Source organism: Terrimonas sp. (assembly GCF_003075435.1).
Classification (GTDB): domain Bacteria; phylum Bacteroidota; class Bacteroidia; order Chitinophagales; family Chitinophagaceae; genus Agriterribacter.
Window position 1 is genome coordinate 26,933 of record NZ_QCZJ01000009.1, and the last position, 20,403, is coordinate 47,335.

The window sequence follows — 20,403 nt, forward strand, 5'->3', positions numbered from 1 at the left end:
CGGGTACCTCTGTGAAATAACCAGTGAATAATGCAACCGGTAAGCCGGGACTTATAAGCTGTAACCGGCATCCTGCCGCGTAGCGGTTACCTGTTTGTAGCTAAATGCTTAAATGTGATATCCCTGTTTAAAAAACATGGTTTTTATTCTCCTGATATGTACCCTCCATCTTTTAAATCTTCTATTGATGTTATTGGATTTAATATACCCTCCTTCATTAAAAAACACATGTTGGCTATATCAAATACCTGTTTATAATAGTGATCAGTCAATATAAAACCTTTAACTGCCGACAGTTCAAGAATTTTATTCCTGCTGTCGCCATTGGCGACATTGCTAAAAAAGAAACTCTGAATTCAGAAATATAATGCCTACTTCACCTTCTCATCTAATTCTTCAAGCGTCCACGGATCCCAGCGCCTGCCAACGACGTCTCTTACTTTTTTAATATCATCAACATGCACGGGACTGGCTGAATTGCCAAGGTTTGTTCTTATATAACTGAACACTTCCGACAGCCATTGATCTTCACTATTCATCATGGGTGGCATAATGCTAGAGTATTCTTTACCATCTACTGGGCCTTTCAGTCCGCTCAATACAATGCGTATCAGTTTTTGCGGGTCGCCGTTAACTCTTGGAGAGCCTGCGAGCGGGGGAGCGATCATGCCAGAGCTGCCGAACTTCAGTCCCTTGCCATCCGAGCCATGGCAGGAAGAACAAATGGATTTAAAATTCTCCGCACCCTTCAGCACCAATGCTTTATCAGCTTCATTCAATCCGTCTGTTTTTACCAGTACAGGTTGTGATGTGGTAAGATGACCAATGGTGATCTGTGCCGCCTGGTATACCATACCTGTATGCACTGAACCTGTTTTTATTGCTGCTTCAAGCATCGGTTTCGCAACTTCGCCTGTACTGTACCGTAAGGATTGAACAAGTTGTGTTTTTACATCTGTATCCGTATCATTTACCATTTTTCCTATTGCGGCCATAATATCAGCATCGTTGGTTTTTATCAGTGGCTCACTCAGCCATATTGCCATTTTTCTTATTTCAGGTACGTTATCGTTTAATGCAGATAATAATAATGGTTTATCAATAGCATGCAAACCTTCCAGTGTCCATAATGCATGAATTCGTCCTGTAAGTGTTGTGCCGGTTTTCCAAAACATCAGCTTATCCATAAAACTGCGCTCATTCAAGGCCATTTTTTTAAGCGCGGGTATCGCAGATTGTTCATTTCTTACAATGAGTAGCTTCTGGGCATTATCCCTCCACCAGCCATTGGGATGATCAAGATTGGTTACCAGCTCTTCTGCAGATGCTTTAATTAACCGGGGCTTTGTATTATCGGGTGGTATAGCTTCATGCACAATGCGGTAAATTCTTCCCCTGCCGATATTCTTATCTAAACCAAAACGTTGTATCTGCGGGCGGATATATGATGAAGGTCCTGTCCAGTTGCCTTCCTGTATAATGCCCCTGTACATATCAGTAATATACATACAGCCGTCAGGGCCTGTGGCAAGGTTCACCGGGCGGAAGTTCATATCTGTTGAAGCGATAAATTCCATTTTATCATAAGCGTTCTTAACTACACGCACGCCGTTTTTGGCAAGCACTTTCGCCCGCCTGATCAATCTGCCCACCGGTTCACAGATAAAGAGATCACCTTTCATGGTTTGCGGAAGCCTGTCGCCACGGTAAATGGTTTGCCCGCATGTTGCAGTAAAATGGTTGAGCGTGCTATCATCTTTCAATCTTTTTTTACCACCTTCAATATCCGGCGTTGCAATAATTGGCCAGGGGGTATGAAAATCTCCTTCATATTGTGCTTCTTCAAAATCAAGCTCGCCATAGGCAGGCATCTGTTGAAAGCCAAGTGCTGCTACTTCACCACCGGCAGAGGAAAGAAACAGTCTGCCATAATCATCATTACCCAAGCCCCATTGGCCGCCCGGAACATCCACAAGACTATCTACTACCAGCTCCTGTCCGGTCCATTTATAGCGTAATTGACGGCTGGTATATATCCAGTTATCCAGGTTCCAGACCAGTCCGCTGCGCTGGTGTTCCAGGTTACGGGTATCCGGTATATCGTTGTGGTATACCTGCACTTTTTCATCTGCAACGCCATCGTTATTCGTATCCCTGTAAGTATATAAATTGCTTGAATAAGTTTCTGCAACCACCAGCCTGTCATCCAGCGCCAGTATCATGCGCGGCAGTACAAGGCTGTCAATAAAAACAGTACGCTTGTCCATTTTGCCATCGTTATCGGTATCTTCCAGCCGCACAATGCTGCTGATGGGCAGATTTTCATCAATAGCATTTATATCCTGCATATATGTTTTCATTTGTGCCACATACATTGCGCCGTTACCATCCCAGGCTATGGCAACCGGCTCCTGTATCATGGGTTCGCTGGCAACCAGCTCAAGCTTGTATCCTTCGGGCAGATGAATGGTTTTCATACTTTCTTCCGGCGATAAGGGCGCGCCTGAAGGGTGAGGATTTACAGCTATTTTAACCGGCAGTTTTTCCGGAATATCCGCAATGTTTTTTTGAGAGCAACCCAGGGCTGAAAGCAGGCAGAGGAGTAACAATAAATGGAATAACTTCTTCATTATAAAAAATTTACAACCTGTGCCGGTATAAGCACAGGTCGTAAAGAGAAGACAGTAATACCTGTATACCCAATTTTTATTATGATTAACCTGCTTTCATATTTCTTGCACCCTATAACCTTTACCTTTCCTCAAATCAGGCATTCTTCAATTCTTTTCAGCCCTGTTGCTACTGGCAGCTTTTCCCATAGTATTTTATATACTACTTTGGCAATAGGCATATCAGCCTGTATTTCTTTATTGATATTGTAGATGCTTTTGCTGGCATTATATCCTTCAGCCACCATATTCATTTCAAGCTGAGCAGATAGTACAGAATGTCCCTTGCCTATCATATTACCAAATGTTCTGTTGCGGCTGAAGAGGGAGTAGCAGGTTACCAGCAGGTCGCCGAGATATACAGAAGCCGCGTAATTCGGTGATTTTTTATGGTGTGTTTTATCAGCAGTATGTACGCCTACATCAATATTGCGTATGCCAGCCTTTTTTAAAAATTCCGCCATTTCATCTGCGCAGTTGGCAATAAGAACGCTTAAAAAATTATCGCCATAGCCTTTGCCGTGTGCAATGCCTGAAGCCACTGCATATATATTTTTTAAAATCGCGGCATATTGAACACCATATATGTCAGTATTAATAATTGTATTGATATACGCTGTAGAAAAATGCCTGGCAATATCTTCTGTCGCTTCCGCATTGGTGCCCGAAAATGTCAGATAGGACAGTCGCTCTGCCGCTACTTCTTCGGCATGGCAGGGTCCCATAATGGTGAAATAATTATCTATACTGAAATGGTATTCTGATGCCAGGTAATCATTCAGCAATTGGTTATGCTGCGGAAGCATACCTTTAACAGCAGATATGATTTTTTTCCGTTCAAGGTCTTCTGCCCTGAGTTCATTGAACTGCTGCGCTACAAAAGCCGAAGGAGTAACTATTACAATATGATCAGATTGCAGGATTGTATTTGCCGCATCGGTAGTTAACGATAAAAGATTTGTATCAAATGCAACAGAAGTAAGATAATTGGGATTGTGATGTCTTTTCAATATATGCTGAAGGGTTTCGTCTCCCCTCACGCACCAGTTAATATGCATTCCATTATCGGTAAGCATTTTTGCCAGGGCTGTTCCCCAGCTGCCACTACCTATTATACCAAACTGCATAGTATTTATAGTTTATGGTTTGTGGTTTGTAGTTGAACGCAACGTATCTCTAACCGTAAACCATAAACTACAAACCATAAACCTTCCTTATTTCTTCACTTCAAACAACTGATCTTTCGGCACAACCTTTACCTTGGTTCCTGATTTAAGCGTTTTGCTAACAATGGTATATGGTCCTGTGATCACTTCATCTCCTTCCTGCAAGCCTTCACTTATCTCAATATTATTGATATCCTGTATGCTGGTTTTAACCTGTTTTAATTTAACGGTATTATCTTTCTGCAATACAAATACCACTTCAAGCAAATCATCATTGGTGTTAGATGAGCCTGGTGCAGGCGCATTATTATCCGTATTTGTTGTTTCTTTTTTTACTGCAACGGTTTTTGTTTTGCTGGCAGCGGTATCATTTTTATCGCGGGTGGTTACCGCGTTTATAGGAACAGACAGCACATTGTTATGCGTTCGGGTTTGTATATCCGCGCTGGCGCTCATGCCTGGTCTGAAGGGGAACTTTCTTGGTTTGGAAGGATCAATAAGGTCAGCATAAGATTCACGTAAAATACGTATACGTACTTCATAATTCGTTACATCTGTGCTGCTGCTAAGCGAGGAAGATGTTTGCGTGGCAGCGCCTTTCTGGCTGCTGGCTATTTGTGTAACTACTCCTTTAAACTTCCTGTTATTATAAGCATCTACCTCTATAACAGAAGTATCGCCGATATTTATTTTCTGCACATCATTTTCTCCAACTTCCACTCTTATTTCAAATACGCTTATATCCGCAATGCGCATCATTTCCGTACCTGCCATCATGGAGTTTCCCACTACTCTTTCACCCTTCTTTACATTCAGCAGCGACACAACACCTGTCATCGGAGATATTAGTGCGGTTCTGCTCAGGTCTTTGTTGGCTTTTGAAAGATTTGCGGCTGCGCTTTTTACCTGCGCCTCGTTGCTGCGAATGCTTTGCAATGCTGCGTTGTAATTTGCCTGTGCGCTGTTCAGGTTGTTTTGCGCCTGTTCAAACTCTGATTTTGAAATTACTTTATCCTTCAATAATTTTTCCTGCCTTTCGTAAGTCGTTTTCGCGAGGTCAAGCGCTGATTTCAATGCTTCTAACTGCGCCTGTGAGTTTGCTACCAAAGATTGCTGACCCGCTACCTGTGCCGCGGCCTGGTCGCGTTGCGTAGCATATATATCCGCATATATCCGGGCAAGTATCTGCCCTTTTCTCACACTGTCTCCTTCTTCTACATTCAATTCGGTTATCTCACCCGAAACGTCGGGGCTTATTTTTACTTCTATCTCAGGATATACTTTACCGCTCGCGGTTACTATTTCCGTGATATTGCGGCGTACTACTTTTTCAGCGGATACTTTAGTTCCTTCTTCTTTTCCAATTACACCGGCCTTTTTTAAAGCGATTAGCAACACAACCAAAGCAACCAGTATAATTACAATCCAAAGCAGTTTTTTGTTCATGAGATATTCTTGTTAAATAAGTTGATGATTATAATTTAATTCCCTGTCCTTTGTAAAACTCCAGTACTTTCATTTTAAACACATAATCATATTGCGCTATTAAAGCATTGATTTTAGCCTGGGCTAATGTGTTTTGATTGTTTAACCATTGTATGGTTTGCAATACGCCTATATCGTATCGCTTGGTAGCATAGTCAAATGCTTTTTGTGCAGACTCAACCGACTTTTTACTTGCATTATATTTCTCAAACGCTCCTAATGCCTGTTGGTATGCATCAAAAATATCCCGCTTCATATTCAGCTTATCCTGTGTAAGCAGCAACTCCTGGTTTTGTATATTCAGTTTTTGCCGAGAAACATTTGTTCTGGCAGCAAGTCCATTGAAAATAGGAATGCTTATGCCAATTCCAATATTCTGATTGAAGTTGTTGTTTACCTGTTTCCACGGAGAGATTTTTCTATACTCGTCAAATATTCTTTGTTTGGCAATTGAATTAACCGTCTGCGCTCCGGGATCTGTGCCAACTGTTCCTATTACAGGATTTATTTCCACATAATTTCCATGCCCTTCCATAGCCTTGTCATTCAATAAACTATTTACCGATCCATACAAAGAAATCGTGGGGTATTGCATTCCTACTGCTGCCTGGTAATCTTTTTGGGCAGCCTGCAATCTTAAATCATTCACCCTAAACTGGGGTAATGATGTAATAGCCATATCATAAATGGCTGCAGGTGAAACTTCAAGAATATTATCGACCGGAATACTTTCAACAGGAGGAGTATCAATAACAAAAGCTGTGTCTGCGGGAAGATTTAATGCTGACTTGAGTTGAAGCAATGATAATTCTATTGTTGTTTTTGATTGTATCCAATTGGCGCTGTCAGTTCCCAACTGTGCTTCAAGCTCAACCGCATTTAGTTCCGGCAATAAGCCAGCATCTACCTGTTTACGTATATTGTCAAACTGGGCCCTCGATTGCTCCATGCGGGTTTTATTAATATCCGCCTGTTGAATATTGAACAATACCTGCAGGTACAGGTTGGCAACATTTAATGCAATATCATTCTTAACCTTATCTATCTGAAGTTCTTCTGCTTTTTCTGTTAACTTATCCGCTGCGGTTGTATTTTTTTTACTGAACCAGTTAAACAAGGTTACATTGCTGTTTAACCCTGCGGTAGTTTGAAAAAAGGCCTGGTTGGTGTATGTATAATTTACCTGGTCAACCGAACGTCCAAAATTCCAGCCGCCATTAATGGTTGAGTTTAGTGAGGGGTATTGTGAATATTTACTTTGGATATAGGTTAAATGAGATAGTTGAAATTGAATTGCCTGTTGGCGCACCTGGATATTATTTTCCATGGCATAGCTTATACATCTCCGCAAGTTCCAGTTATTACCATCCTGTGCTAATGATAGGTTTGCAAATATTATTAACGTAGCCAGGCAAAAAAAGAATTTTCTCATGAACAAAATTTATGATAGGAATAGTATTCGCCAAGTTATCATGAACGAATACTATTATTATCCTACAAATATTCAACTAAAAAAACATTTGACAAAACCTCTTATATAATATTTAATGCCTGTTGTAAGTCATTAATAATATATTCAGGTTCCTCCTGACCAACATACAAACGGAGCATGCGTTGAGATTTTTTATTAATATCATAATCCTGCTCTTGTACAGATGCGCAACCGGGAATGATGAGCGATTCATAGCCTCCCCAGCTTACCGCCATAAGTATATGCTTAAGGTTTTCGCAGAAAGTTACGATATCTTCAATTTTTTTTACTTTCAGGTGAAAAGAAAGCAGCCCGCATGCGCCACCCATTTGTTTTTTTGCCAGTTCGTATTGGGGGAAACTCTTATCAAACGGGAAAATAATTTCTTCTACTTTTTCATGTTGTTGTAAAAACGCCAGAACCTTGCCGGTGTTTGCGGTTATTTGCTGAAGCCGCACGGGTAATGTTCTCAGCCCGCGTATAAGCAGCCAGGCATTAAATGGCGAAATGCCTGTACCGGCAGTGCAAAACTCTGTTTCAAAAATTTTTTTCATCATGGCTGTTGTGCCGGTTAATACGCCTGCAACAACATCACTGTGGCCTCCTATGTATTTAGTGGCAGACTGCAGCGCTATATCAATGCCCATGGTAATGGGCTTTTGATATAAAGGGCTGCAATAACTATTATCGCAAATGGTTAATATACCTTTTGATTTTGCTATTGCTGCAATAGCGCGCAAATCCTGCAGGTCAAGATACCAGGAGTTTGGCGTTTCAAGATAAATGATGGTAGTATTGGGTTGAATAGCCTTTTCAAAATTTTCAACAGCGGTTCCGTTTACATAGGTGGTGGTTACGCCAAAATTCGGCAGTATATTATTGAATAATTTCTGCGCCCAGGTATAGGGCTTGTTCACGGATACAATATGGTCGCCGGATTTTATATTCGCCATTACCGAAGCATATATAGCAGAAGAGCCGCTGTTGAAAACGAGACAGTCTTCCGCTTCATCCAGCGCTGCCAGTTTTTTTCGCAGGATGTCTACTGTTGGGTTAAGCCCTCTTGTATAAATATAGCCTGTATATTCATCTTCAAACAGGCGACGCATGTCATCTACCGTATTAAAAACAAAATTGCTGGTTTGAATAATGGGCGGCGCTACCGCGTTAAAATATTTTTCGCGTTCTTCTCCAAGTTCATTTATGATGTAAGAGATATCCATATGCTATGCTTTCTTTCTGTGATAAAAAATAAAATATACAATGGTTAAAAGGAGCAAAAGTATTACACCGGTTAATGCAGCCAACGGTTTATCAATAATTACAGCTACCGCAACGCCTGCATACGCTAATACAAATATTGCTGCCAGCAATGGCGTCCATTTTGTCCAGCCGCCGGAAACGGCTTCTTCATTTTTTCTTCTTTTACGCAGGATAAACAGGGTAGCTGCAGAAGTGCTCATGCCAATGCTGTCTAAAAAAATGCTGAACCCAAGAATATTATCAACTTCCTTTCCAAAAAAAGTAATAATAATGGTGATAATGGCGAACACTGTTAATCCCCCGGTTAATGCCAGTGTTTTACTATTGCGCTTAGAGAAAAATGCAGGCAGTACCTGGTCCTGGCTCATGGCATACATTACCCTCGGGTTGCTCATCAGGCTTACATTTACATAAGCCAGTACGGATAAAAACATCAACCCGTCAAATACTTTGGCGCCGGTTTTACCAAACCATGCTTCACAAAGTAAAGCGCCGATGGCAGAGGCATTCTTCATGCGCTCATAACCTATCACCTGCGTATAGGCGAAGTTTATACCCACATACAGCAAAATAGAAATGAATATGCCGGAAATGATGGCTTTAGGAAATATACTGGTCTGCTGCACTTCACTGCCAAAATTGATGGTTTGCTGGTAGCCGCCATAAGAAAAAAATACAGGTACCAGGCTGATCATATACAGCTTTAACCAGCCGTGATCTTCTATTTTATATACACTGCTGTTTTCATTATAACCATGGGGTTCTACCATAATACCTTTTAATACACTGGCAATAAGCAGGATCATCACCGCGGTTTTAACTACGGTAAGTATATTCTGCATACGGCTGCTGGTTTGCAGCCCCATTAAGTTAACCGTATAAAAAAGACATACTGCTATTATTGAAACCGCTACGGTAAAACCCTGGCCGGAGGGTTTCCCGAATAATAGATCGCTAACATAATCTGCTCCTATCAGCGCCACAACGCCAAGAGATGCAGCATTGCTTATGAGTATTAACGCGTTTACCGTAAACCCTACCGCAGGGTGATAGCATTCCGCGAAAATCTTATAATAGCCCCCCATTACAGGAAGCCGTACGCCTATTTCAGCATAGGTTAATGCGCCACACAATGCAACAAGCCCGCCGGTAAGCCATACTGAAAAAAATATAATGGATGAACCTGAAGTTGCAGCTACTTTAGCCGGTGTGCCAAAAATGCCCATTCCCACAACAAGGCTCACCACTATCATGGTGAGCGAAAAAAAGCCCAATGTTTTACCGGATGATGCCATGCTATTATTGTATTTTACGTATTGCCTAACCATTAAGGCATTAAGACCATTAAGATCAAACCTTAATTAACTTAACTTCTTAATGGTTTAATCACATACTATTCATTTATCCTGATTTTCTGAATCCTGACCGGCAGCCATACCTGCATATCATTTGTGCCGCGGTTGTTCCAGGTAAAATATGGTATTGCTGTAATGGTTTGTTTGCTGGTAGAAACAGACAGACCATCATTAGCTACTTTTATAACCGGTGCATCAAAACGAATTACATTTACGCCTCCCAGTAAGGATGGTTCGTAAGCTGTTTCGAAAGTTGTATTTTCCGGCAGCATTATATTCCCGGATTGCAATATGTTTTTTTCACCCTCAATGCAGTAAATCAATGGACCATATTGCAATGCCACCCGGTTTGTATTTTGTTTTATCTGCGGATTGCCTGCTATTTTTCGCACTTTCATCGGTAATCCCATTGTAACAATATCTCCTTTCTTCCAGTTGCGTTTTATTACGGCATAGCCATTATCAATCGTATAATCCGCTTTTTCTCCATTAACCATTAAAGTTGGCTGATCATTTTGCTGATCAGCATAATGATACAGGTTGCCCGGCACCGGTGTTGTTAACCAACCGGGAACGCGTAACCGAAGTTCAAATAATGATTTTTTAGCAGGAGATACAGTAAGCTTTATATTTCCCGTCCAGGGATAGCCTGTTTCCATAGCAAGCGCTATTTTATTTTTTCCCTGCTGCACAACGGTATTGCTGCCTATAAACAGGTTAACCCATACTGCGTTGGCTGAGCTGCCATAAATATAGTTGCCTACAGAACTTACCAGTCTTGCTATATTCGATGGGCAGCAGGCGGTTCCAAACCATTCGCTGCGGCCATATCCCCCGTTTGAAGCCAAAGGGTTACCATAAAAAAACCGATCGCCTGAAAGCGATAAACCATCTAATGCTCCGTTATATAAGCTTCTTTCAAGCACATCTATATATTGTGCATTGCCGGAAAGCATATTCATGCGCTGGTTCCAGAATACCATGCCAACCGATGCACAGGTTTCACAATAAGCGCTTTCATTAGGAAGATCATAAGGATGCCCGAATCCTTCATTTTTTCCCTGTGCGCCAATACCGCCTGTTATATACATATGGCGGAATACCACATCGTGCCATATAGAGTCCATTGCAGTAATATAACCTGCGTCGTTGGTAACGGCCGCAACATCCGCGGCGCCGGTATATAAATACATGGCTCTTACTGCATGACCTGTAATTTTTCGTTGATCCTTTACCGGTAGTCCGTCCTGGCAATAATCAGGATCTTTCCACTGATCCCATATTACACCTTTTCCATTGCCCCTTCCCCGCTGCGCAAGAAACCAATCCGATAATTCCAGGTATTTTTTATTTTTTGTATGATGATATAATTTCATCAGTGCCAGCTCAATTTCCTGGTGACCGCTGACCCAGGGGCGGTTTTGCTTACGAAATACAGAATCAATGTGATCTGCAAACCGGATAGCGGTATTCAGCAGCTTGTCTTTTCCCGTAGTGTTATAGTAGGCTATGCCTGCTTCAATCAAATGCCCGGCGCAGTAATCTTCATGCTTCTCCATATCCGTCCAGCGTTTATTGATGTCCGTTAGTTCGTAGTATGTATTAAGATATCCGTCGGGTAATTGGGCCGCTGCAATTTTATCAATCCATTCATCGGTATTTTTTTCCAATGACGCATCAGGATGATTTTTTAAAGCGTAGGCAATGGCTTCAATAGCCTTGTATACGTCTGAATCATCATAGTATATGCCTTCATGTTTTCCCGAATGCTTTGCAGCTTTTTCAAAATTGCGGATGCGCCCGGTTTTATTTTGCGTATAATTTACACAGGCATCAATAGTAGCAGTAGCAACGGTTTCCATCTTCGGTTTCCAGAAAGCGTCTGTTATGGTTACGCCGGCATAACTTACAGGATATATTTTTTGTAAGGAGTTTTGGGCGAGAACAAAACCCGATGCTAATAAAAAAACAGATGTAATAAATATTTTATTTTTCATCAGTATGCTTCTTTAACAATTATGGATAGCCTGTATAAAACTTCAATTTACAACAGAAATGTTTTGGCGGAAGTTTAATTTGTAGCAATATTTATTCAATATTTATCAGTGCAGTAATATTTTTATTTCTTCTTCCGAAAAATTATACAACAGTCCACTATGGTTTCCTTTACGAAAAACATTCTTTACTACCATCCTGTGGTATACAGGATTGTTAAAAAAAAGATTTTATATACATTTAAGATTACAACCCTGCTCCATTGAGTAAACTTTAAGAAGTGTAAACATTTTTACTGTGTAAAGTTTCTGAATCCAATATCATTCTGAATATATTCAACACCAATTCAACACCTATATGATCTCAAATCGATTGTTTCGTTTACTCCTGCCCAGCGTGGCATTTCTTTTAATCTCTGTTGTTGCTTTAGCCCGGGAATCCAAAAAACCTTTAATACCACCACTTAATGCATATGATACTGCTGTTGTGAAAGGGGTTGTTATGGGTTCGGGGAATGTGCCATTAGCTAATGCGAGCATTATACCGGAAACCGGAAGGGCGTATGTTACTAATGATAAAGGAGAGTTCTCTGTTCCTTTTGTTTTGCCGGTGAAACTGGTAATAACAAGTGTAGGTTACCGCGATACTACTATCACCATTAATGATGCCTCAGTTTTTTATACCATCGTTTTAACAAAAGACGATAAAAAAGAACAATTGAGCGAAGTAACAGTAGTAGCGCTTGGTATTTCCAAAAAAACCTCCGCAGTTGGTTATTCTATTGCCGAAGTTCGTGGTGATGCCGTTCAAACTGCAAAGGAATCCAATTTTGTGAATGCATTGCAGGGTAAGCTTGCCGGTGTGCAAATTAATACCAACTCTGGCTCAATGGGAGGTTCTACCAAAGTGGTAATAAGAGGAAATAAGTCTATTACCGGTAGCAATAATGCACTATTTGTTGTGGATGGTGTATTTATGGGCAATACAGGCACCAACCCCGCTGGTCAGCAAAATGGCGGCGGCGGCTTCGACTACGGTAGCCCGATACAGGATATAAACCCGGATGATATTGATCAGATAAGCGTTTTAAAAGGAGCGGCTGCAACTGCACTTTATGGCAGCAGAGGTTCTAATGGCGTTGTGTTAATAACCACTAAGAAAGGGAGCAGCAAAAAAGGACTTGGTGTTACCTATAATCTGAATGTTCAGATGGACGACGTTTATTACCTGCCTACATATCAAAACAGGTATGGTGGCGGTGGTGCTAACACAAGTAATGTAAATTTTGTGGCAAGCGGTTTTGATACTTTGTGGCAAAGCACTAACCCAACCTTATTTAAAAATGCACCTACATACAATGATCCGGTAAAAGGCGGCTATGATTTACTGCCGCAATATGGTGTAGATGAATCATGGGGTCCGGAACTTACAGGACTGCTTATACGCCCATATTATTCTTTTGATGAAAACAAGGGTAACCCGTACTTTGGTGTAACCACACCCTGGTCACCTCATCCCAACAATATCAGAGATTTTTATGAAACAGGTACTACGCTTACCAATAGCATTAGCGTGGGAGGAAGCAATGATAAAGGGGCATTCAGGCTGGCGTATAGTAATTTGAATCAAAACTTCATACTGCCTAACGCTTTACTAAAAAGGAATAATATTGGATTTAATGGTAATCACAGGTTAGGCAAAAAGTTGAATATTGTTGCCAGCGTAAATTACTCGGAGAATTTTGGGAGAGCAAGGCCCGGAACAGGATTTTCCGGATATAATCCAACCCAGTTGTTCACCATGTATGGTCAACGGCAACTGGAAATGGATAAGCTTGCTTACTACCAGTTTCCCGACGGATCGCAGGTTAGCTGGAACAGAACTTCTCCAACCAATCCCACACCGCTGTTTGCAACCACTCCTTACTGGCATCAGTATAAAAACTATACTACCGATAACCGTAAACGCCTGTATGGTCTTGCCGGCTTTGAATTTAAACCGGTTGATTGGATAAATATTTCAGCGAAGGCATTTATGGATCAATATACCACGCTGCAGCAGGAAAGGGTAGCAAGAGACTACACTACCGGTTCGTACGCCAGATCGACTATTGATCATAGAGAAATAAATTACCAATTACTTGCGTCTGCAAACAGGGATCTTAATAGCAAGTTCAACCTTGGCGTTTCTGTGGGAGGTAATATTATGCAACTCAGGGATGGTGTAAATGGAGCCAGCTACGCAGGGTTGACTGTGCCGGGTTTATATACCTTAACCAATAATATCGGACGCGTTACCTACTCTGAAAGCCTGGCTCAGAAACGAATAAATTCAATTTTTGGAAATGCTACGCTGGGATATGATAATGTTGTTTTTTTCGACATATCCGGAAGAAATGATTGGTCTTCTACACTTCCCAAAGGGAACAACTCTTATTTCTACCCTGCAGCCTCTTTATCTGTAATTTTTTCTGAGTGGATTTCATCTGCAAAATGGCTTAGCTTCGGCAAAGTCAGGGCAAGTATGGCTCAAATTGGTAGTGATACTGATCCTTATCGTACCTATGTTGCGTATAATGCCCCTGTGATATTTGGAAGCACCGGAAACTCCTATATTCTCAGAAACCCTATTTTAGGTAATAGTGCGTTAAGGCCAGAAATAAGCAGGGAGTTTGAAACAGGTGTTGAATTAAAGTTTTTCAATAACAGGGTAGGTGTGGATTTCACTTATTATAACAGAATAACCAGGGATTTGATTATTCCTTTGTCAGTATCACTAACCTCAGGCTATAGTAATTTCTATGCAAATGTGGGTAAATCAAGAAATCGCGGAGTAGAGCTTCAGGTTAGCGGTTCCCCGGTTAGAAATGAGCATTTCTCCTGGAATATAGTAGTTAACTATGCCGCCAACAGGAGCAAATTACTGTCGCTCAATATTCCAAACAATCCAACGATTGACAGGTATATACTGGCTACAGAAAGAAGAAGAAATACCGTGTCAACAGCAGCCGTTGTCGGTCAGCCACTATTTGTTTTAACAGGAACAGATTATACTTACCTGAATGGCGAGAAAGTAATAACAGATGCGGGTCTGTATGTAGCTTCAGCCGGAGGAAAGGTAATTGGAAATACGCAGCCTGATTTTGTGGGCGGGGTAACCAATAGTTTTTCATTCAAAGGATTTACTTTAAGTGCTTTAGTTGATTTCCAGAAAGGTGGCAATTTCTTCTCCTATACCAATATGTACGGACTGTATTCCGGCACATTGGCTGAAACAGTTGAGAATAATGTTAGAGAAACAGGTGTTGACGTATCAGGCGTATTAGCAGATGGAACAAAAAAGACGGTGCATGTAAACGCGCCTTTCCATTTCAAGAATAACTATGGTATCCGGATAAGTACAGCCAATTTATATGATGCGAGCTATGTTTATTTAAGAGAGTTAAGGTTGGGATATGCATTGCCAGCAAAAGTGAATCAGTTTCTTCATACCAGTAACGCGAGTATTTCCCTGTATGGAAGAAATTTATGGTTGATCAGCTCCAACGCGCCTAATGTTGATCCTTCAAATATTTTGAACTCTGATTCAAATGTTATTGGTCTTGAAGGCGGAGCATTGCCGTCTGTGAGGTCTGTCGGCATTAACTTAAACATTAGCTTCTAACCCTTTAAAAACAGAAATATGAAATCATTATATAAAGTATCATCGTTTTTAATAGTTCTGGTGTATATCCTGGCGCAATTTTCATGTACAAAAGGTTTTGAAGAAATAAACCAGGATCCCACCAAGCCAACTGCTGTAACCGCAGCTCAGCTGATTACAGGAATTGAAAGAACAGCGTCCGACATTATGTACAGCGGAGCAGTTAACGATAATGTAGGCATGTTGTATGCGCAATATTTTTCGCAAACACAAACAGAAACACAAAGCCAATATCAGTTGGATGAAGCGGCCAATAATCAACTATGGACATCTTACAGCGTGCCGCTTTCTAACATTCAGGAGTTACTGAGAATAAATTCCTTAAATCCTGAGCCGGCTTCCGGCAACCAAAACGCTATCGCAAAAATTTTAAGCGTATGGATTTACCAGGTGCTTACAGACGCTTATGGTAATGTTCCTTTTAGTGAAGCATTACGTGGCGATCAGCTTTTTCTTACATCGAAGTATGATGATTCAAAATCAGTTTACGATGGATTAATTACGCTCCTGAATGAGCAAATAGCGGAACTCGATCCAACATTCAGCTCTTTCAGAAGCGGGGAGTTAATATACCAGGGAGATATAAATAAATGGAAAAAACTTGCCAATGCTTTAAAGATCCGCATTGGGCTTAGAATGGTGAATGCAGACGCTGTAAAGGCCAAGCAGGTGATTGAAGAAGCAAGCGCCAATACCTTTACCAGTATTGGTGATGAGGCAAAATTCACCTATTTATCTATTGCTCCCGATCAATTTCCATACAATGACCAGGATGGAACCAATATCTCCAATGCATATTTTGTTTCTGCTACACTGGTTGATTTTATGAACGAAACAGGCGACCCACGCTTGCCAATGTATGCAAGGGTTGCTCCTGCTACCGGAACTATTGTAGGAAAACCGTATGGACTTGGCAGCTTCACTAACATTAATGAATACTCAAGAGGTAGCGCGAAAGTATACAGTACAACGTTTCCGGGATATATTATGAGCTATGCAGAAGTGCAATTTGCATTGGCAGAAGCCGCTGCACGTGGCTTTAATGTGGGCGGTGATGCCGAAACCTTTTATGCCAATGGTATAAAAGCGAGTATGTCTTTTTGGGGAGTAGATGAAACCGCAGCTAATACATTTATTACTAACAACCCCTATGACCAGGCAAACTGGAAAAATATAATCGGTACTCAAAAATGGGTAGCGCTGTACAACCAGGGTTTACAGGGCTGGTTTGAAAGAACAAGGCTGAACTTTACAAAACCCAACGGTGATCCTTTTTTCAGAATACCTAATACCATACTGGATAATACAGTGACTACCGTTCCTTACAGGATAACTTACCCGCTTGCGGAGCAATCCAACAACGCAGAAGCATATAACCAGGCAAAAACGGCTATGGGAGGAGATAATAAGGGTATTAAACTGTGGTGGCAGGAATAAATCTTTCTTTTACCAAAAAAAGGCTGATGAGTGATCATCAGCTTTTTTTGTTGCTCAGGGTTACTCACCTTCCATAGGAAGGCAGCTCTTTAAAGCAGCCCTTTCACAACAGTAATCACATCCTTCAGTTGCGACACGTCCTGACCGCCTGCGGTAGCCAGTGTTTTTTGACCACCGCCGCCGCCTTTTATTAATGGCGCTACATATTCTTTAATTATTTTACCTGCATCCAGTTGCTTTGCTGCTGCTACCACATCAGACATGCCGATAGCCACATAAGGCTTGCCATCTATATTGGCACAAAGCACAATTACATAATCACGGAGTTGGTTCTTTACATCAAAGCAGAGTTTTTTTAAAGCTTCTGCGCTGCTTACTTCAATAATATCTCCAATAAAAGTAACACCGTTCACAATCTCGTCTTTCTGCAGTATTTCATTTCTTATCTGTACCAGTTGTCTTGCTTCAAGACTTTCAATTCTTTTTTGCAGTACCGCTTTTTCGTCCATCAGTTTTTCAATGGCTTTCAGCGGTTCTTTGGCTTTCAATAGTTCACCAATATTTTTAAACTGGTTTATCTTATCAAAAGTATATTGTATAGCGGCAGGCCCTGTAAGCGCTTCAATCCTCCTGACGCCGGCAGCCACTGCCTGTTCGCCGGTAATGGTAAACAGTCCTATCATGCCTGTGTGGCCAATATGTGTGCCGCCGCAAAGCTCAATAGAATAAGCGGGGTCAATAACAACCACGCGAACAGTATCTCCGTATTTTTCGCCAAACAATGCCATAGCGCCGAGTTTCAATGCTTCTTCTTTGGGCATTTCATTTATTACAACAGGGATGTTCTGCCTTATTTTTTCATTTACCAGCAGTTCAATTTTTCTTAATTCCTCATCGGTAACTTTAGAAAAATGAGAAAAGTCGAAACGAAGTTCATCAGGTGATACCAGTGAACCTTTCTGGGCCACATGTTTGCCCAATATTTGCCGCAGCGCCGCATGCAACAGGTGCGTTGCTGTATGATTATACATGGTATTCAGCCGCTGCTCAAAGTCTACTGCAGCAGTTACAGGCGCTGTTATATCTGCAGGTAACCCTTCTGTGAAATGTATAATGAGGTCGTTCTCCTTTTTGGTGTTGACTACATTTATCTTTTCTTCACCAAACTGCAAAATACCTTTGTCGCCAACCTGCCCGCCGCTTTCGGCATAAAAAGGTGTTGTTTCAAGCACTACCTGGAACTGTTGTTTTCCCTTCGCTGTAGCCTTCCTGTATTTTACCACCTGTGTTTCAATCAACAGATCATTATAGCCGACAAAAGAAGTTTTATCAACCTTGTTTACATCAACCCAGTCTTCGGTATCAATAGTGGTAGCAGCGCGGGAACGGTCTTTCTGCGCTTTCATTTCCAGTTCAAATCCCGGCTCATCAACCGTAAGCTTATTTTCAACTGCTATTAACCTTGTTAGGTCTATCGGGAAGCCGTAAGTGTCATACAGTTCAAAAGCCTCCCTGCCTGAAATAACTGTTTGTGCATTAACCGCCGAAGATTTAATAATATCATCAATTCTTTTCAGTCCCTTTTCCAATGTCCTCAAAAACCCTTCCTCTTCTTCTTTCACTACCTTACTCACAAAGTCAACCTGTTTTTCCAATTCGGGAAAAACATCTTCAAACTGCTTTGCCAATAATGGCACCAGTTGAAACAATAGGGGTTGCTTATAATGCAGGTACGAATAATAATATCTTACCGCTCTTCTCAATATTCTTCTTATCACATACCCTGCTCCTGTATTGGAAGGCAATTGCCCATCAGCAATGGTAAAGCTGATAGCTCTTAAATGGTCGGCGATAACCCTGAAAGCAATCGCTTCTTTGCTATCGCTGTGATCATATTTTTTATGGGTGATATTTTCTGTAGCGGATATAGTGCCGGTAAAAACATCCGTATCGTAGTTAGATGTTTTTTGCTGAATTACTCTTGCCAGTCTTTCAAATCCCATCCCGGTATCTACATGCTTTGCGGGCAGTGGTTCAAGGCTGCCGTTTTTTGAGCGGTTAAACTGGATGAATACATTATTCCATATTTCAATCACCTGCGGGTGATCATTGTTCACCAGCATTTTACCGGATATGGTATTGCGCTCTTCATCAGGCCTGCAATCCACATGAATTTCCGTACAAGGTCCGCAGGGCCCGGTATCGCCCATCTCCCAGAAATTATCTTTTTTATTGCCCAGCAATATCCTGTCTTCGGCTATATGCTTTTTCCATTCATCGTAGGCTTCCTGGTCTTTGGGGATGCCTTCTTTTTCATCACCCTCAAAAACGGTAACGTATAAACGATTTTTATCAAGCTTATATATTTCTGTAAGTAATTCCCAGCTCCATGCAATAGCTTCAGCCTTAAAATAATCGCCAAAGCTCCAGTTACCCAGCATTTCAAACATGGTATGGTGATAGGTATCTACCCCTACTTCTTCCAGGTCATTATGTTTGCCGCTTACGCGCAAACATTTCTGGGTATCGGCCACACGGGGAAAAGGAGACTTTTTATTGCCCAGGAAATAGTCTTTAAACTGGTTCATGCCGGCATTGGTAAATAAAAGTGTAGGATCGTTCTTGATAACTATAGGGGCCGATGGAACGATCTGGTGCCCTTTCGACTGAAAAAAATCAAGGAAAGCTTTTCTTATCTGGGAAGAGGTCATCGCTATACTTTTATAATTTTTATACCGTTTGAATGTTTAAATTTTATATTTGCCTTCCTGCCAAAGCAAGTGTGCGAAGGTAATTAATTTATGGTTGGATTTTTGCGCAAGGCAAACCGGTTTCAGATATCCTGTAATGAAAAAAATTAAATACTATTATAATACCAATACGCTCCGGTATGAAAAATTAGTGATCCCGCTTAGGGTGAAGCTGCTGCGCATATTGGGTTTTCTTGCCGCGGCTCTTGTAACAGCATTCATTATAGTTTTTATTGGTTTCCAGGTAATTGATTCTCCAAAAGAAATGCTTATCCGCCAGGAAAATGAGCGGATAAAGGAAGATTATGTGCTCCTGAACAATAAAATAAAAACCATGGAGGAGCAGATGACGGAGCTGGAAAAGAGAGATAACCAGGTTTACCGGGAAATATTTGAAGCTAACCCAATCCCTGACAGCGCCAGGGCTAAAACCCTGGAAAAGCAAAAGGAGATCAGGCTTACAGAATCTATGGAGGATAATGAGCTTGCATATTCAATAGCTGCAACAGTTGATAACCTCATGAACCGTATGAATTTTCAGAAAAAATCTTACAATGACATCGAGGGTATGATAAAGAACAAGGAAAAGCTATTGGCGGCCACACCTGCCATTCAACCCATCAGCAATAAAGACCTCAGCCGCATGGCGTCAGGCTTTGGATACCGCATCGACCCGGTATACAAAACCGTTAAAATGCATGCCGGGCTTGATTTTGCGGCGCCGCAGGGAACGCCTATTTACTCAACAGCCGATGGCGTGGTAAAACTTGCCGGTAATACAGGCAATGGTTATGGTAATTATGTTATTATTAACCATGGCTATGGTTACGAAACCCTGTATGGTCACCAGTATAAAATAAAAGTAAAATCGGGCCAGCGTGTAAAACGCGGTGAATTAATTGGCTGGGTGGGAAGCACGGGCAAATCAACCGGCCCTCACGTACATTACGAGGTACATAAAAACGGGCGGCATATTGATCCTATTTATTTCTTCTATAATGATCTTACACCTGAGCAGTTTGACCGTATACTTAAAATGGCCGCGGCAGGCAATCAAAGTTTTGACTAAATGTTAATAATTCGCGGCATTATTTTTTCTGCATACCGTTA

At 41.3% G+C, this 20,403-nt stretch carries 11 protein-coding genes; 3 read left to right on the forward strand and 8 right to left on the reverse strand.

Annotated elements, in window-relative coordinates; translation table 11 throughout:
- Nucleotides 1-371: 371 nt before the first annotated feature.
- From DC498_RS11435 to DC498_RS11465, 7 genes are all read right to left on the reverse strand, one after another.
- Nucleotides 372-2,630, reverse strand: a complete 2,259-nt coding sequence (locus DC498_RS11435; protein WP_116874293.1) for a DUF7133 domain-containing protein — start codon at nucleotides 2,628-2,630, stop codon at nucleotides 372-374.
- 131 nt (nucleotides 2,631-2,761) lie between these two features.
- On the reverse strand, nucleotides 2,762-3,796 hold the full coding sequence (locus tag DC498_RS11440) for an NAD(P)H-dependent glycerol-3-phosphate dehydrogenase (RefSeq protein ID WP_116874294.1): 1,035 nt from the start codon (nucleotides 3,794-3,796) through the stop codon (nucleotides 2,762-2,764).
- Between the two features lie 87 nt (nucleotides 3,797-3,883).
- Nucleotides 3,884-5,281, reverse strand: a complete 1,398-nt coding sequence (locus DC498_RS11445; RefSeq protein WP_116874295.1) for an efflux RND transporter periplasmic adaptor subunit — start codon at nucleotides 5,279-5,281, stop codon at nucleotides 3,884-3,886.
- Between the two features lie 28 nt (nucleotides 5,282-5,309).
- On the reverse strand, nucleotides 5,310-6,752 hold the full coding sequence (locus DC498_RS11450; protein ID WP_116874296.1) for a TolC family protein: 1,443 nt from the start codon (nucleotides 6,750-6,752) through the stop codon (nucleotides 5,310-5,312).
- Nucleotides 6,753-6,853: 101 nt separating this feature from the next.
- Nucleotides 6,854-8,014: a trans-sulfuration enzyme family protein gene (locus tag DC498_RS11455; RefSeq protein WP_116874297.1), complete on the reverse strand. Its 1,161-nt coding sequence runs from the start codon at nucleotides 8,012-8,014 to the stop codon at nucleotides 6,854-6,856.
- Nucleotides 8,015-8,017: 3 nt separating this feature from the next.
- Entirely contained in the window at nucleotides 8,018-9,349 is a 1,332-nt protein-coding gene (locus tag DC498_RS11460) for an APC family permease (protein WP_165813821.1), read from the reverse strand.
- 98 nt (nucleotides 9,350-9,447) lie between these two features.
- Complete coding sequence (locus DC498_RS11465) at nucleotides 9,448-11,406, reverse strand: glycoside hydrolase family 127 protein (protein ID WP_116874299.1); 1,959 nt, start codon at nucleotides 11,404-11,406, stop codon at nucleotides 9,448-9,450.
- A 355-nt stretch (nucleotides 11,407-11,761) separates the two neighbouring features.
- Here DC498_RS11465 and DC498_RS11470 point away from each other — a divergent pair, with 355 nt between their 5' ends.
- Both DC498_RS11470 and DC498_RS11475 read left to right on the forward strand, forming a co-directional pair.
- Entirely contained in the window at nucleotides 11,762-15,067 is a 3,306-nt protein-coding gene (locus tag DC498_RS11470; protein ID WP_116874300.1) for a SusC/RagA family TonB-linked outer membrane protein, read from the forward strand.
- 18 nt (nucleotides 15,068-15,085) lie between these two features.
- Complete coding sequence (locus DC498_RS11475; protein ID WP_116874301.1) at nucleotides 15,086-16,543, forward strand: SusD/RagB family nutrient-binding outer membrane lipoprotein; 1,458 nt, start codon at nucleotides 15,086-15,088, stop codon at nucleotides 16,541-16,543.
- Between the two features lie 89 nt (nucleotides 16,544-16,632).
- On the opposite strand, the gene alaS is transcribed toward DC498_RS11475, so the two are convergent.
- Nucleotides 16,633-19,254, reverse strand: a complete 2,622-nt coding sequence (gene alaS, locus DC498_RS11480) for an alanine--tRNA ligase (RefSeq protein WP_116874302.1) — start codon at nucleotides 19,252-19,254, stop codon at nucleotides 16,633-16,635.
- Between the two features lie 136 nt (nucleotides 19,255-19,390).
- Between alaS and DC498_RS11485 the strand changes: the two genes are divergently transcribed.
- On the forward strand, nucleotides 19,391-20,362 hold the full coding sequence (locus DC498_RS11485; RefSeq protein ID WP_116874429.1) for a M23 family metallopeptidase: 972 nt from the start codon (nucleotides 19,391-19,393) through the stop codon (nucleotides 20,360-20,362).
- Nucleotides 20,363-20,403: the final 41 nt, after the last annotated feature.